We start from the raw sequence: 14,482 nt of genomic DNA, 5'->3' as shown, positions 1-14,482 counted from the left end.
GCGCCGCCGGCGGTCCGCATGCTGCGACCGCCTGAACGAAATCCGAAGCCGGAAGATCTCATGACCCCTCCCCCTATCACGGACGTCGAAAGGCAGGCCCGGCTGCAGGCGCTGCGCCGGAACATGGAAGCAGCAGGCCTTGCCGGCGTGCTGCTCGGCTCGACGGAGAGCCTGCGCTATTTCACCGGCCTCGTCTGGCACCAGAGCGAGCGGCTGCTCGGAGCGCTCGTCACGCCGACCGGGCTGACCTATGTCGTCCCGGCCTTCGAACGGAGCCGGGTCGAGACATTGCCCCATCTGGAGGGTGAGATCGCCGTCTGGCAGGAGGAGGAGAGCCCGGCGGCGCTGGTCGCGTCCCTGCTGGGACCGCGGGGTCGGCTGGCGCTGGACGATGCGCTGCCGCTCTTTTCCTATCATGCCCTGGCCGGTGTGCTCGGGCCGGAGCGCCTCGCCGATGGCGGCCGGCTGATCCTCGATCTGCGGCTCACAAAGTCGCCTGCAGAGATCGCGCTGATCGCCTATGCGATGCTCCTGACGCTGGAGGTGCAAAGACGCGCGCACGCGATCATGCGGCCGGGAATCCGGGCCTCGGAGGTGGTGCGCTACATCGACGAGCAACACCGGGAGCTGGGTGCGGCGGGCGGTTCTACGTTCTGCATCGTCTCGTTCGGCGCTGCGACCGCCCTCCCCCACGGCGCCGATGGCGACCAGACGCTTTCCCCGGGCGACGTGATCCTGGTCGATACCGGGACGCGGATCGACGGCTACCATTCCGACCTGACGCGGACCTATGTCCTGGACGAACCGGATGCGGACTTCGCCCGTGCCTGGTCGATCGAGCGCGCGGCGCAGCAGGCGGTGTTCGACGCCGCTCGGCTGGACGCGCCCTGCCACAGCCTCGACGATGCCGCCCGGGCGGTGATCGCCGGACATGGACTTGGGCCGGACTACCGCTTGCCGGGGCTGCCGCATCGTGCAGGCCATGGCCTCGGCCTCGAGATCCATGAAGAACCCTATCTGGTCCGGGGCAATGCGACGAAACTTGCCGTCGGCATGTGCTTTTCGAACGAGCCGATGATCGTCTTTCCGGAGCGTTACGGGATCCGGCTGGAGGACCACATCCACATGACTGCGGGCGGCCCCGCATGGTTCACGACGCCGGCCAAGGGACCGGCGGAGCCGTTCGGCTGAAGCACGGTCGCCGAGCCCGGACTCGAATTGGACTTGCTTTTGTCGACAGTTTGTATACTAATGCTGTCATCAAGAAATGGAGGCTTACCATGACCACCGGCTGGCACGGCGTTTTCCCTGCGGTGACGACGCAGTTCAAACAGGACCTTTCGGTCGACTATGAAGACACGAAGCGCGTGCAGGACGCGCTCGTCACCGACGGCGTCAACGGCCTGATCGTGATGGGCACCTGCGGCGAGAACAATTCGCTGGACCCGGAAGAAAAGCGCCAGATCCTGAAGGGCGCCGTCGAGGTCGTGAACGGCCGCGTCCCTGTGATCACAGGCGTTTCCGAATTCGACACCCGCCGCGCCGTTGCCTATGCGAGGGATGCCGAGAAGCTCGGCGCCGACGGCCTGATGGTGCTGCCGGCGATGGTCTATGTGCCGAAGCCCGATGAGCTCGTCGCCCATTTCAAGGCTATCGCCGAGGCGACCTCGCTGCCGATCATGCTCTACAACAACCCGCCGGCCTATCGCGTCAGCATCGGCGCCGACGTACTGCGCCAGCTCGAAAGCGTGAAGAACATCAAGGCCGTCAAGGAAAGCGCCCCGGATCCGCGCCGCTTCACTGATCTGATCAATGAATTCGGCGACCGCTTCGACATCTTCGCCGGCCTTGACGACGTGGCGCTCGAAGGCCTGTTGCTCGGCGCCAAGGGCTGGATCTCCGGCCTCACCAGCGCCTTCCCGCAGGAATCGGTTCAACTCGTCGCCGCCGCCGATCGCGGTGACTGGGAGGAAGCCCGCCGGATCTATCGCTGGTTCATGCCGCTGCTGCATCTGGATGCCGAGCACGATCTCGTGCAGTCGATCAAGCTTGCCGAGCAGATCATGGGCCGCGGTTCCGAACGCGTGCGCATGCCGCGCCTGCCGCTCTCCGGCGCCCGGCGCGCCGAGGTGACGGCGATGGTCGAGAAGGCTGCGGCAACCCGGCCAACGCTGAAGTCCAAGGCTGCCTGAGGGAGCGTCTCTCCCGACACGTGCATCAAATCTGCGAGGGCGTCCGTCGGAGTGGCGGGCGCCCTTGTTCTTTGCGGAAAGGGCGGGGCGCGGCGCAGACCGCAACGATCCTTCGTTTTGTCAATGCTTGGCTCGCTCGTATCGCCGTCTCCCCTCCCCTCCGCCATCTGGCGCCGGTCTTGCAGCCCTGCCCTCCGTGCAACTGTGTATGTTAACCCGCCGTTAACGATAAACCGTTTGACCGAACGGGCAAATCAGTTGAAAAACGGTCGCGACGGAATTTTTCCGACTTTCCTCAATTAACCGTCGGGGCCTCATGGAAAACGCACTCAGACGACCCCAGGACCTTCTCTCGTCCGCCGACCGGATCATGCGGCATTCGCAGCTGCTGTCGGCGCAACTGCAAAATCTCCGGCAGCAGATGTACCCGCCGGAGGCGATGAAATCGCTTCGCACCTTTTCTTCTAAGGACGCAGCCGTCCTGCTCGGCATCGCCGAATCTACGCTGCGCCAGATGTCGCTGGATGGCGAAGCGGTGATCCCGGACCGGCAGGACAACGGCCGGCGGGTCTACACGCTGCCTCAGGTCAACGAGATTCGCGCCTACCTTGCCAACCGGCGCCCGGCGGAAGCCTTCGACTTCCTTCCGCGCCGGAAGGCTGGCGACAAGCTGCAGGTGCTCGCGATCGCCAACTTCAAGGGCGGCTCTGCGAAGACGACGACGACCTTGCACCTCGCCCACTATCTCGCTCTGCAGGGCCTGCGCGTCCTTGCAATCGATCTCGATCCGCAGGCTTCGCTCTCCACCATGTTCGGCTACCAGCCGGAATTCGACGTGGACGCGAACCAGACGCTCTATGCTGCGATCCGCTATGACGAGAACGAACGCGTTCCCCTCTCGGCGGTCATTCGTCGGTCCTATTTCGACGGCGTCGACATCGTGCCCGGCAATCTGGAGCTGATGGAATACGAGCACGAGACGCCGCAGGCGATCGCCAAGGGCCTGTCGCGTGGCGACGGCATGTTCTTCCGCCGGTTGAAGACCGTGCTCGCAGAGGTCGAGGACCGGTACGACGTGGTGCTGATCGACGCGCCGCCGCAGCTCGGCTACCTCACGCTCGGAGCGCTCTATGCGGCGACGGGGCTGCTGATCACCGTCCATCCGGCCATGCTCGACGTCGCCTCGATGAACCAGTTCCTGGCGATGACGAGTGACCTGCTTGGCGTGATCGAGGATGCCGGGGGCTCGCTGGAGCACGACTTCATCCGCTATGTGCTGACCCGCCACAATCCGCATGACGTGCCGCAGGTAAACGTCGTGGCGCTGCTGCGCTCGCTGTTCGGCGAGGACGTGCTTGCCGCCTCCGTCGTCGATACCACCGCGATCGCCAGCGCCGGCCTGGAGAAGAAGAGCCTCTACGAGATGACGCGAGGCAGCGTCGGCCGTGATACGCTCAACCGTGCGCTCGAATCGGTCGATGCCGTGAACGCCGAGATTTTCCGCCACATCAAGACTGTCTGGGGACGCAAATGAATAGCGCCAGTGATCGATCCAAGAGAATGAAGGCCATGTTCGGCGGCATCAACGCCGACGAGCTTGCCGCCGCGGTCGCCCCCTCGCCGCTGTCCCAGGCCGGTCGGCGGGTGTCCTCCGGCGCCGTTCGGTCGATGCAGGACTCTTTTTCCGCGATCGAGGACGAGAATGCGCGGCTGCGTGAGCAGATCGCAGGTTCGGAGGCGGTCGTGGAACTGGGGCCGGACCAGGTAGTGCCGTCGTTCGTGCGCGACCGCATGGACGGGCAGGTCGATCCGGATCTTGCGGAACTGGTGCGCAGCATCGGCGAGCACGGCCAGCAGGTGCCGATCCTCGTTCGCCCGCATCCCGACGCGAACGGACTTTTCCAGATCGCCTATGGCCATCGCCGGTGGCAGGCGGCGCGCGAGCTGGACCGCCCCGTCAAGGCGATCGTGCGGGAACTGTCCGACGACGCCCTCGTGATCGCACAGGGCAAGGAGAACAGCGAACGGAAGGACCTGTCCTTCATCGAGCAGGCGCTTTTCGCGCAGGAACTCAAGGAACGCGGCTTCGACCGGCAGACCATCGCTGCGGCGCTCGGGCGAAGCGAAGACAAGGGCCTGGCCTACATCTCGATCCTGACCTCGCTCGCCGGCGCGCTCCCGCAGGAGATCGTCCGCAAGATCGGCCCGGCGCCGAAAACGGGCCGCCCGAAATGGGAGAAGCTCGCAGCCCACTTTTCCGACCGCAAGCTGCCGGCGTCGCGGTCTTCGGCGGCGAACGGACTGATTTCGTCCGACAGGTGGGTGAGGACCGACAGCGACGGCCGCTTCGCCCTGTTGCTTTCGCTGCTGGAGGCCAAGGAAAAGCCGGTTCCGGCGCGAAGTGTCATCAAGGGGTCTGCCGGCCAGGACGCGGTCGCGATCGAGCGGGCAGGGACGGTGACGCGCTTTTCCGTCGACGAGCGGCAGGTTCCGGGTCTTGCCGAGTGGCTGGCGCGCGAAATGCCGAACCTGCTGCAACGCTTCGAGCAGGAACGCGGCTGAGGCTTGTCGCGGACGGACCCGTCGGGCCATTGGCGGGTCCTTCTGGAGTGCCGGGCCACGGAAGCGGCGCGGGATAGGGGCTGAGGCTCGTTCGCTCGGCTATTTCACTGAAATCAAAGCAGAAATTTCGAAGGTGTTTCAGCTGTAACGCTCGCGAATCGCCGGACGGATCGGCACCATCTGCCAAATCGGGCCTGAACACTGTCACTTACTCCATCCAAGGCTTTGAAATATCTTACTAATCGATTTGATTTTCTTTCAATCGATTTGGTTTAAGGTTGGCGGTGGTCGGCCTGTTGCAACGCACATTGCTTCTGTGATTAGTGCCAACCACCCAGGAATTTTTGCCAGAATAGGGAGATACGGAATGGCGTTGATTACAATGCGGCAGTTGCTCGATCATGCTGCAGAGAACGACTACGCACTGCCGGCGTTCAACGTGAACAACCTCGAATATATTCAGGCCGTCATGCGCGCCGCCGACGCGACCGACTCTCCGGTGATCCTGCAAGCGAGCCGCGGCGCCAGGGCCTATGCCGGCGACGCCTTCCTGCGTCACCTCATCCTCGGTGCGGCAGAGGAATATCCGCATATCCCGGTCTGCCTCCATCTCGACCACGGCGACCAGCCCTCCACCTGCATCTCCGCGATTACCAATGGCTTTACCTCGGTGATGATGGACGGCTCGCTTTTGGCCGACGGCAAGACGGTCGCGAGCTATGAATACAACGTCGACGTGACGGCGGAGGTGGTGAAGATCGCGCATGCGGCGGGCGTGTCGGTCGAGGGCGAACTCGGCTGTCTCGGCAACCTGGAAACGGGTGCCGGCGACAAGGAGGACGGCCATGGGTTCGAGGGCAAGCTTTCACGCGAGGAGTTGCTGACTGATCCGGAGCAGGCGCTGGATTTCGTCAGCAAGACCGGCGTCGACGCGCTCGCGGTTGCGATCGGCACCAGCCATGGGGCCTACAAGTTCACGCGCGCGCCGGACGGGGAGATCCTGTCGATCGAGACCATCGCCCGGATCAACCGGAAACTGCCGAACACGCATCTCGTCATGCACGGCTCGTCGTCCGTTCCGAAGGACCTGCAGGACCTGTTCAACGCCTATGGCGGCCAGATGAAGCCGACCTGGGGCGTACCGGTATCGGAGATCCAGAAGGCGATCCCGCTCGGCGTTCGCAAGGTCAACATCGACACCGACCTGCGCCTTGCGATGACCGGGACCATCCGCAAGCAGTTCGCCGAGAATCCCGAAAACTTCGATCCGCGCAACTATCTCAAGCCCGCGACGGCGCTAATGGTCGATGTCTGCAAGGAGCGCTTCGTGGCGTTCCGCTCGGCCGGCAAGGCGTCGAAGATCCGGGTCAAGCGGTTGCCGGACATGGCAAAGTCATACGCCTCGGCATAAGCGAAAACGCAGGGGCGGGGAGGCGACTCCTCGTCCCCCGCGGCCGGCTATGGGCGGCCCGCGTTGCAAAGAGATTTCAGGCGCCGGCCCTCAGGCTTTTGGGCAGTCCCGGTCGCGTTGACACGGGCCATCACCTGATCGAGCCGGCATCGGCAAAGTCCAGGGCATTATGGTTAACGACCAGTGGATAAACGTAATCGCTCGTTTGCTTTCATTACGGTCCACCGACGCTGATAAATCAGCCTGTTACACAAACGCTGGAAAGAACAGGAGAACCTGCCTGGCGGGGATACGGTCATGGCCGGTACTCGCAAAGCGGTTGGCGCAACTCGCCTGTCGTTTGCGCACCTCTCGACGGCTGATGGATTGGTCGCGGCCCGTCTGGACTTGAGAGACGGGCTTCAGGTTCGGCGCCCATTTTCCCGATGGAAGAGTATCAGGATGGCGCAGAGGATGATGGTGGCGCCGACGACCACGGCCATTCTGATCGGTTCGCCAAAAAGGACGAGGCCGAAGAACAGGGCGGTCGGCAGTCGGATGAAATCGACGACGACGAGAAGGGATGCGTCTGCCAGCTTCATCGCCCGGGCAAAGGCGAGCTGGGCCATGAGGCCGCCGACGCCTTGCAGCGCCATGAGGCCCAGCGCATAGAGGGAAGGGGTTTGCCAGACCGGGACCGCGATTAGCAGGGCGACCGGGACGGTGATCACGAGATTGAGCCAGGCAATGCGCAGAGGATCCTCGCGGGTGGCCGAGACCTTCATCAGAAGCGCCACGGACGCGAGCCCGATCGCGCCGGCAAGGGCCCAGAGAGCGCCCATGTCGAGCGTACCTGATCCCGGCTGCAGCACGATCAGCACGCCCGCAAAGCCGAGCACCAGGGCTGCGATACGAGCAGCAAAGAACTGTTCTCCGAGAAACAGGACCGAACCGAGCATCACGAAGAGCGGCATGGTGAAGGCGATCGCCGTGGCGGAGGCAAGCGGCATCTGCGTGACGGCCATGAAGCCGGCGAAAAGTGCCAGTAGCTTGATGACCGCGCGGATGGCGTGCACCCAGAACGACATGTTGGAATCGCCGTGCAGCCTGCTGCGGGGAAAGATCGCGTAGAGCGCGACGAGGCTGAACAGATTGCGGAAGAAGACGATCCCGAGCGGGTGGATCTCGCCCGCAATCAGCCGGACGATCACGCCGTCCATGGCCGCGACAAGGGAGTTGCCGGCCATGAACAGCGCGCCCGCGACGATCGCGGGCATCGCATGGGACCTCATGCGGGCAACGACACGGCCGCCGGTGCGGTCTCCCATTTCGGGCGCGGCGTCGCATTCATGAGTTGGCGTGTATAGGCATGCTGCGGATTGCTGAAGATGTCTTCCGTGCGGGCGTGTTCCACGATCGCCCCGCTCTTCATCACGATAATGCGGTCGGCAAAGTGGCGCACGATCGGCAGGTCATGGGTGATGAAGATGTAAGCAAGGCCGAGACGGTCGCGCAGTTGCGCCAGCAGGTCGATGACCTGGACCTGCACGGACACGTCCAGGGCCGAAACCGCCTCGTCGCAGACGATCAGTTCCAGCTCGCAGGCGAGTGCCCGGGCGATGGCGATGCGCTGGCGCTGGCCGCCGGAAAACTGGTGCGGGTAGCGGTCAGCATGCTCCGGCTTCAGCCCCACGAGGCCGAGCAGTTCGATGACGCGGTCGCGCCAGCGTGGCTTGTCGAGGATATCCTTGTGGATGCGCCACGGCTCCGAGACGATGTCGAAAATCGTCATGCGCGGGTTCATCGAACTGTAGGGATCCTGGAAGACCATCTGCACCTTGCGGCGGAACGCCAGCAGTTCCTTCGCATCCATCTGGAAGATGTCGCGGCCATGAAACAGCGCCTCGCCGCTCGATACCTCGTTCAGCCGCAGCAGGACACGCGCCACCGTGGATTTGCCTGAGCCGCTTTCACCGACGATGCCGATCGTCTCGCCTTTGGCAACGGAGAAGCTGAGATCCTTGACGGCGTGCAACTGCGCATTCTTGCCGAAAAATCCGGAAGCGAGGCCGTAGAACTTGTTGAGGTCCTTCACCTCCAGGATCGGCTTGCCGATCTCGGCGGTGGATCGGCGGCCGCCGCCATCTGCCGTGTCGTGCGGAAGGGCGTTGATCAGGGTGCGGGTGTAGCTGTGCTGCGGGTTTTCGAAGACGGCGCGCGCCTCACCTTCCTCGACGATCCGGCCGGAATTCATGACGATGACGCGATCGGCCATGGAGGCTGCGACTTCGAGGTCGTGGGTGATCATGATGATCGCCAGGCCGTCCTCCACCTGCAGCTTCTTCAGGAGATCGAGGATCTGTGCCTGCACGCTGACGTCGAGCGCGGTCGTCGGCTCGTCGGCGATCAGAATCTCCGGACGCAGCGCAATTGCCATGCCGATCATGATGCGCTGGCGCTGGCCGCCGGAAAACTGGTGCGGATACTGGTCGATGCGCTTTTCCGGTTCGGGAATGCCGACGCGGCCGAGAATGTCGATCGCCCTGGTGCGCGCTTCCGCGCCGGTCGCCACGCCATGGGCGGAAAAGACTTCCGCCATCTGCCAGCCGATCGGATAGACGGGATTGAGATGCGAGAGCGGGTCCTGAAAGATCATGGCGATCTTCTTGCCGTTCAGGTCGCGCCGCTCCTCGACGCCGCAGTCGTCGAGGTTCTTGCCGCGATAGGTGATGGTTCCCGAACAGATCTCGCCGGGCGGCGTATCGATCAGGCCCATGATGGCGCTGGCGCTCACCGATTTGCCGGAGCCGGATTCGCCGAGAATCACCAGTGTTTCGCCGGCATCGACATGGAAGCTGACACCATTGGTGGCCCGGAAGGCGCCGCCGAGCGACAGGAAATCGACGGTGAGGTCCTTCACCTCGAGCAGATGCGCAGTGGGCAGGTGGGAGGCGGTCATGTGCGTTTCTCCGGAATTCCCTTTTTCGAGCGGGCAAGCTCGATGCGCCAGCGCTGCTGCGGGTCAGCATAGGTGCGCCACCAGTTGGAGAGAATGTTGAGCGACAGTGTCGTGAGAAGGATGGCAAGGCCGGGCCAGAACGCGATCCACCAGGCATTCGAAAGATAGCCGCGCCCGGTCGCCACCATTGCGCCCCAGGTGAATTCCGGCGCCTGGATGCCGAGGCCAAGGAAGCTCAGCGAGGATTCGGCCAGAACCACGGTCGCAAAATCGATGGCGCCGATCGTGACAAGGGTCGGCAGGACGATCGGGGCGATATGGCGGAAGACGATCCGCATATGCCCGGCCCCCAAGGCCATCGCGGCGCTGACGAACATGCGCTCGCGCACTTCAAGAACCTCGGCCCGTGTCGTGCGCAGATAGATCGGAATGCGGGTCACGGCCAGGACGATGATGAGGTTGGTGACCGACGGACCAAGGCTGAAAAGCACGATCAGGGCCAAGAGCAGCGAGGGGAAGCTCATGACGATATCGGCGACGCGCAGGATGACGCTGCTCAGGAGCCCGCGGGAATAGCCCGCGATCAGGCCGAGGAAGCCGCCGATCACCATCGAGAAGAACACGGCAAAGAGTGCAATTCCGAGTGTGTTCTGCGCGCCGACGATGAGGCGGGCCAAGAGGCTGCGTCCGAGCGTGTCGGCGCCGAGGACGTAGGCCCAGCCCTGCGCCAGGCTGAACGGCGCCATGTTGCGGGCGCGGAAGTTCGGCTTGTCGATCAGGTTGCCCATCAGCCAGGGGCCGAAGATGGCACAGAGGACGACGAGCATCAGGAACATCACGGCGGCCAGCGCCAGCTTGTTGCGGGCAACCAGGCGGAGGACCTGGAACCGCCCGGCCGCCTTTTGTTTGGTGTCTGCGGGGATGGTCATCGCTGGCACACTCATTTCGCTTGAAACCTGATGCGCGGGTCGAGCCTTGCGTAGAGAAGGTCGATCAGAATGTTGAGAACGAAGATCGCAATGGCGGTGATCAGCACCGTTGCCTGGATCAACGCGAAATCACGCCGGATGATCGCGTCGATCATCAGCTTGCCGATGCCTGGCCATCCGAAGATGGATTCGACCACGACGGCGCCGTTGACGAGGCTGGCGGCCAGATCGCCGGCGACGGTGATGACCGGCAGGAGCGAGTTTCGGAGCGCATGACGAAAGATGATCTGCGAACGCTGCACGCCCTTGGCGCGTGCCGTCTTCACGTAAGGCGACGCGAGCGCGCTGATCATCGTGCCGCGCACCACCTGCACCAGCAGTCCGAAGGGGCGCAGCGTCAGGACGAAGATCGGCATGATCCAGTGCAGCGGCGTGCCGGTGCCGGAGGTCGGCAACAGTCCGAGGCCAACGGAGAAGACGAGGATGGCAACGATCGCCACCCAGAAATCCGGTGCGCTGGCGCCGGCAAGCGATGCCGTGCTGGCGATGCGGTCGAACAGGCTGTCGGGCTTTGCGGCCGCCAGCGAACCGACGACGATCGCCAGCGTCAACGCCAGCGACATGGCTATGGCCGCCAGCTTCAGGGTCTGCGGGAAGGCTTCGAGCGCCACTTCCATCGCAGGCCGGTTGCGGCTCAGTGCCGTGCCGAAATCGAGATTGGCGACGCCGAGCAGATAGCGTCCGAACTGGACGTAGAGCGGATCGTTGAAGCCATGGGCCTCCGAGAAAGCCTGCCGCTGCGCCTCGGAGGAATCCAGCGGCAGATAGAGATAGGCCGGATCGCCAGTGAGGCGCGACAAGAAAAAGACGAGCACGAGCAGGCCGATCACCGCGATCAGGCTCTGGGCCGAACGTCTCAGGATAAAGCCAAACACAGCCATTCCCTTCCACAGCGAAAACAAAAAAGGCACGGCGGGACGACCGCCGTGCCTGGGCCAAGGTTAGTCCTTGAGCTTGATCTGAGACAGCGCAATCTCGCTGTTCGTCTTCAGATCCGGCTTCCAGTCGAGGCGGGAGCCGACGCGGACATAGCCGATCATGTGGTACATCGGGACATCGGCGACGATCTCGTCGTGCACCTTCAGGAAGGCTTCCTGGAAGAGCTTTTCACGCTCGGTGCCGGTCGCAGCCATCGCCTTTTTCAGGATGACGTCGAGTTCCGGAACAGCGATCGTCGAATACTGGCCCTCGCTCAGGAACATGACCGGTGCGGTAAAGCCCGCATCGCCGGTGTTGTTGTCATGCTGCTGCTGGAACAGGGTCGGGCCGCGGCCCTGAGGGAAGGGCTTGTCGAGATAACGGACCCAGTCTGCGGCTTCGAGCTGGCGCAGCGAGACGTTGAGACCGATTTCCTGCCACATGGCCATCATCGCTTCCAACGACTCGGCAGAGTTCGGGAAGAAGCCGTTGCGGCCGATGAGGACGATTTCGGTATCGACCGGAACGCCGTCAGCCTTGGCTTCCTCGATCAGCTTCTTGGCCTGGTCGGGATCGTAGGGCCAGGGCTTGATGTCGGGGTTGTGGCCCAGCACGCCCGGAACCACCATCTGCGATGCCCGCAGAACATCCTTGCCGAACAGCGCTTCACCCATGCCGTCCCAGTCGATGGCGAGGTTGAGCGCCTTGCGAACCCGCACGTCGTTGAGCGGCGGAATTTCCGCATCGATGCGCATGCGCGTCGTCTCGGAATTCAGATAGGCGAAGTCGGTGTCGGAGTTGGTGGCGTCCTGCACGGCCAGCGACGGCGTCATGTCGGCCTCGCCGGATTCCACCATGGCGGCCCGGATGGCGGATTCGCCACGCCAGACGTAGGTCGCCTTGGTCACCTCGGGCTTCGCACCCCAGTAGCTGTCGCTACGGGCGAGGACGATCTGTTCGTTGGTGGCGCTTTCCAGCGTGTAGGGACCGGTGCCGACAGGCGCGTTGGTCTCGGCATCGAAGGGCATGTTCGGAGAAACGATCTGAACCGTGCCGAGCAGCGTCGGCATGATCGGGACCGGGCTGTCGGAGGTGATTTCGAGCGTCGTCGCGTCGATGGCCTTCGGCGTCAGCTTGACGTCGCCGAACTTCGAGCGGCTGTCACAGGTGAGCTTGGGGTTCATGAGCCGGTCGATGGACTTGGCAACGGCCTCGGCATTGAACTCCGCGCCGTCCTGGAATTTGACGCCGGATTTCAGATGGATGCGCCAGGTCAGGTCGTCGACCTGCTCCCAGCTTTCGGCGAGCCACGGGGCGACCGTGCCTTTTTCCGGCTCGATATTGGTCAGCGTTTCAGTGATGTTCGAATTGATCACGCGCCCGATGTCGGAGCGGATCGAGCGACAGGGCTCGAGATTGGCCGGCTGTTCGGGCAGCACGATCTTGACTTCCCCTTCGGCCGCATACGCGACACCGGAGAGCAGGATCGATATCAGCGCAGCCGACACACCCTGCGAAAGCTTCATGGTCATTGTCATTTCTCCTCCTCATTAAAGACCGCGACGTTGAATGCCGACCGACCTCGCATCTGATGCGCGAGATCGGTCGCAGCGCCTCCACGCTGCTGAGCCACGCTAGAACACTAATGTATTAGTGTACATATAGATAACTGTCAACTAAGCGCCGGCAGCAGCTTTCCTCGGTGCAGGCGACCGCGAAAGTGCCTGTTTCTCAGCGGCTTTCAGAGCGGCGACCGCGGCTTCGACCGGTGGCAACTTGTCGACTGGAAGGTTCGAGACCATCGGCATCAACGGGCCGGTATCCGCGACTCCCGAAAGGCGAACGCCATCATGGAGAACCTGAAGGCCGCCGAGATCCAGGCGAATCTTTTCGAATTCCAGGAACGGCCTGCTGAGCTCGAATGCTTCCGCCGCACGGCCCGCCTTGTAGAGCGCGAGAAGCTCGGACGCGGCAGTCGGAGCGATGCAGACGGCGCCGGATGTGTATGTGGTCAGCTTGCGTTCGCCAAGGTGGTCGTGGATGGGCGTCTCGCCCATGCCGCTCGCCAGATATTCCGTGCCAATCGCCGAGACGACAGCATCGAGATAGGGATCCTTGGCGGCATCCGGCTTCTCGACGGCATACTTGACGAAGCTTACGGCCTTTTCCGCAATGAGCTTGGCCAGTTCGTCCGGATCGACATAGTTCTCGCGCTTGAGATAGAGGACGAGACCACTTCCAAGGGCAGCGGCAAGCTTGCGCACGCCATTGGCGACGCCTGCCGGATCTGCCGGGAAATTGGTCGGCAGGACCATGACGTTCTTGAGGCCGAGATCACGGACGATCGGCACCTGCGCCATCGCCTTGCCGAAGTCCGGGCCGATCGAGGTGATGAGATGCGTGGTCGGCGCAACCGAAGCCTTGATCGCTTCCATGGCGATCCGGAAATCGTCCAGGCCGAAATGATAGAGATTGGCATTGCCGCCATAGAGCAGGATATCCACCCCGCCGGCTTCGATATGCTTGATGATAGCCTCGTTAGCGCCTGCATTGACCGAATAGTCGGCATTGAGCGCGATGGGAGGCACGGCGACCACGGACGATGCGTAGTCAGCCGGGGCAAGTGCTTGTTGCATAGTTGACCCTCCTGAAGTCAACTATCCTTACTGGACTGGCGAAAAGTTGTAAAGATAAATTACATATTTTGACATCAAGGGTCCAGGGCACCGTTGGTCATGCGCCGGCGTGCCTGAAGAATATGGCTTTCCATTGCGACACGCGCCCAAACGGGATCCTTGTTGCGGATCGCCTCGACGATATCGGCATGCTCGCCGATCACCTTGCGGGCGCGGGCCGGCGATCCCGAGCGTGTGAGCGACAGGGAGACGTTCATGAAGCCGCTGAGCGACACGTCGGGGCCCTCGAGCGCCAGGCTGAAAAACTCGTTGCCCGTGGCATCGGCGATGGAGAGATGAAAGCGCCGATCGCTTTCCGGCAGGAAAAGGCCGCGGGCGACCTGGCTGGAAAACTGTTCGTGCGCTTCGACGATTTCGGCGAGCGCCTTGTCCGTGCGCCGTTCCGCCGCCAGCGCGGCCGCATTGCCTTCGACGCACAGCCGCAGTTCCTGGTAGCGCAGAAAGCGCGAGATATCGGTGAGGTTGGCGAGATCCGGCAGGCTGCGGGAGGGCGTGGTCAGCACATAGGTGCCGCTGCCGCGACGTGCCTCCACAAGGCCGTCCAGGCGCAGGCGCGCCAGAGCGTCCCGGATGACGGGGCGGGAAACACCGAAACGATCGCAAAGTTCGCTTTCGGAAGGCAGCCGGCTGCCCGGCGGGAAGCCGCCCTTCAGAATGTCCTGCAGAACATGGCCATAGACCTGATCGGCATAGCTGGACGGTCTTAGTTCAGGTAGATCTGCAACAGAGTTTGTGCTTTCGGCCACGGAGATAAAACTTTCTACCGGCGGTTTACA

12 protein-coding genes are annotated in these 14,482 nt (G+C 63.1%); 5 read left to right on the top strand and 7 right to left on the bottom strand.

Annotated elements, in window-relative coordinates; genetic code table 11:
* The first annotated feature begins 60 nt into the window (after positions 1 to 60).
* From GGQ64_RS18175 to fba, 5 genes are all read left to right on the top strand, one after another.
* Positions 61 to 1,191, top strand: coding sequence for a M24 family metallopeptidase (locus GGQ64_RS18175; RefSeq protein ID WP_183806720.1), 1,131 nt, complete (start codon positions 61 to 63; stop codon positions 1,189 to 1,191).
* Positions 1,192 to 1,280: 89 nt separating this feature from the next.
* Entirely contained in the window at positions 1,281 to 2,192 is a 912-nt protein-coding gene (locus GGQ64_RS18170) for a dihydrodipicolinate synthase family protein (RefSeq protein WP_183806719.1), read from the top strand.
* A 316-nt stretch (positions 2,193 to 2,508) separates the two neighbouring features.
* Positions 2,509 to 3,726 carry a plasmid partitioning protein RepA gene (gene repA / locus GGQ64_RS18165; protein ID WP_183806718.1) on the top strand — a complete coding sequence of 406 codons (1,218 nt, stop codon included), beginning with the start codon at positions 2,509 to 2,511 and terminating at the stop codon, positions 3,724 to 3,726.
* Between the two features lie 26 nt (positions 3,727 to 3,752).
* Entirely contained in the window at positions 3,753 to 4,754 is a 1,002-nt protein-coding gene (gene repB, locus GGQ64_RS18160; RefSeq protein ID WP_246422747.1) for a plasmid partitioning protein RepB, read from the top strand.
* Positions 4,755 to 5,121: 367 nt separating this feature from the next.
* Positions 5,122 to 6,165: a class II fructose-bisphosphate aldolase gene (fba, locus tag GGQ64_RS18155; RefSeq protein ID WP_183806717.1), complete on the top strand. Its 1,044-nt coding sequence runs from the start codon at positions 5,122 to 5,124 to the stop codon at positions 6,163 to 6,165.
* Between the two features lie 401 nt (positions 6,166 to 6,566).
* On the opposite strand, the gene GGQ64_RS18150 is transcribed toward fba, so the two are convergent.
* From GGQ64_RS18150 to GGQ64_RS18120, 7 genes are all read right to left on the bottom strand, one after another.
* Positions 6,567 to 7,436, bottom strand: coding sequence for a DMT family transporter (locus GGQ64_RS18150; RefSeq protein ID WP_183806716.1), 870 nt, complete (start codon positions 7,434 to 7,436; stop codon positions 6,567 to 6,569).
* Positions 7,433 to 9,088 carry an ABC transporter ATP-binding protein gene (locus tag GGQ64_RS18145; protein ID WP_183806857.1) on the bottom strand — a complete coding sequence of 552 codons (1,656 nt, stop codon included), beginning with the start codon at positions 9,086 to 9,088 and terminating at the stop codon, positions 7,433 to 7,435. The genes GGQ64_RS18150 and GGQ64_RS18145 overlap by 4 nt, the downstream gene beginning before the upstream one ends.
* A gap of 11 nt (positions 9,089 to 9,099) precedes the next feature.
* Complete coding sequence (locus GGQ64_RS18140) at positions 9,100 to 10,032, bottom strand: ABC transporter permease (RefSeq protein ID WP_425488520.1); 933 nt, start codon at positions 10,030 to 10,032, stop codon at positions 9,100 to 9,102.
* Between the two features lie 11 nt (positions 10,033 to 10,043).
* Positions 10,044 to 10,967, bottom strand: coding sequence for an ABC transporter permease subunit (locus tag GGQ64_RS18135; protein WP_183806856.1), 924 nt, complete (start codon positions 10,965 to 10,967; stop codon positions 10,044 to 10,046).
* A 66-nt stretch (positions 10,968 to 11,033) separates the two neighbouring features.
* On the bottom strand, positions 11,034 to 12,542 hold the full coding sequence (locus GGQ64_RS18130; RefSeq protein ID WP_183806714.1) for an ABC transporter substrate-binding protein: 1,509 nt from the start codon (positions 12,540 to 12,542) through the stop codon (positions 11,034 to 11,036).
* A 144-nt stretch (positions 12,543 to 12,686) separates the two neighbouring features.
* Complete coding sequence (locus tag GGQ64_RS18125; protein ID WP_183806713.1) at positions 12,687 to 13,646, bottom strand: dihydrodipicolinate synthase family protein; 960 nt, start codon at positions 13,644 to 13,646, stop codon at positions 12,687 to 12,689.
* A 74-nt stretch (positions 13,647 to 13,720) separates the two neighbouring features.
* Positions 13,721 to 14,452: an FCD domain-containing protein gene (locus tag GGQ64_RS18120; RefSeq protein ID WP_183806712.1), complete on the bottom strand. Its 732-nt coding sequence runs from the start codon at positions 14,450 to 14,452 to the stop codon at positions 13,721 to 13,723.
* Positions 14,453 to 14,482 lie beyond the last annotated feature (30 nt).

It is taken from the genome of Mycoplana azooxidifex, assembly GCF_014196765.1.
Taxonomy (GTDB): Bacteria; Pseudomonadota; Alphaproteobacteria; order Rhizobiales; family Rhizobiaceae; genus Mycoplana; species Mycoplana azooxidifex.
Note: the sequence above shows the minus strand (reverse complement) of the source record. Positions and strands in the feature narration are given on the sequence as shown.

Bases quoted from the DNA above. Each gene is read 5' to 3' on its own strand.
- repB (WP_246422747.1), top strand. From the start codon at position 3,753: ATGAAGGCCATGTTCGGCGGCATCAACGCCGACGAGCTTGCCGCCGCG.
- repA (WP_183806718.1), top strand. From the start codon at position 2,509: ATGGAAAACGCACTCAGACGACCCCAGGACCTTCTCTCGTCCGCCGAC.
- fba (WP_183806717.1), top strand. From the start codon at position 5,122: ATGGCGTTGATTACAATGCGGCAGTTGCTCGATCATGCTGCAGAGAAC.
- GGQ64_RS18140 (WP_425488520.1), bottom strand. From the start codon at position 10,032: ATGACCATCCCCGCAGACACCAAACAAAAGGCGGCCGGGCGGTTCCAG.
- GGQ64_RS18175 (WP_183806720.1), top strand. From the start codon at position 61: ATGACCCCTCCCCCTATCACGGACGTCGAAAGGCAGGCCCGGCTGCAG.
- GGQ64_RS18170 (WP_183806719.1), top strand. From the start codon at position 1,281: ATGACCACCGGCTGGCACGGCGTTTTCCCTGCGGTGACGACGCAGTTC.
- GGQ64_RS18125 (WP_183806713.1), bottom strand. From the start codon at position 13,646: ATGCAACAAGCACTTGCCCCGGCTGACTACGCATCGTCCGTGGTCGCC.
- GGQ64_RS18130 (WP_183806714.1), bottom strand. From the start codon at position 12,542: ATGACCATGAAGCTTTCGCAGGGTGTGTCGGCTGCGCTGATATCGATC.
- GGQ64_RS18150 (WP_183806716.1), bottom strand. From the start codon at position 7,436: ATGAGGTCCCATGCGATGCCCGCGATCGTCGCGGGCGCGCTGTTCATG.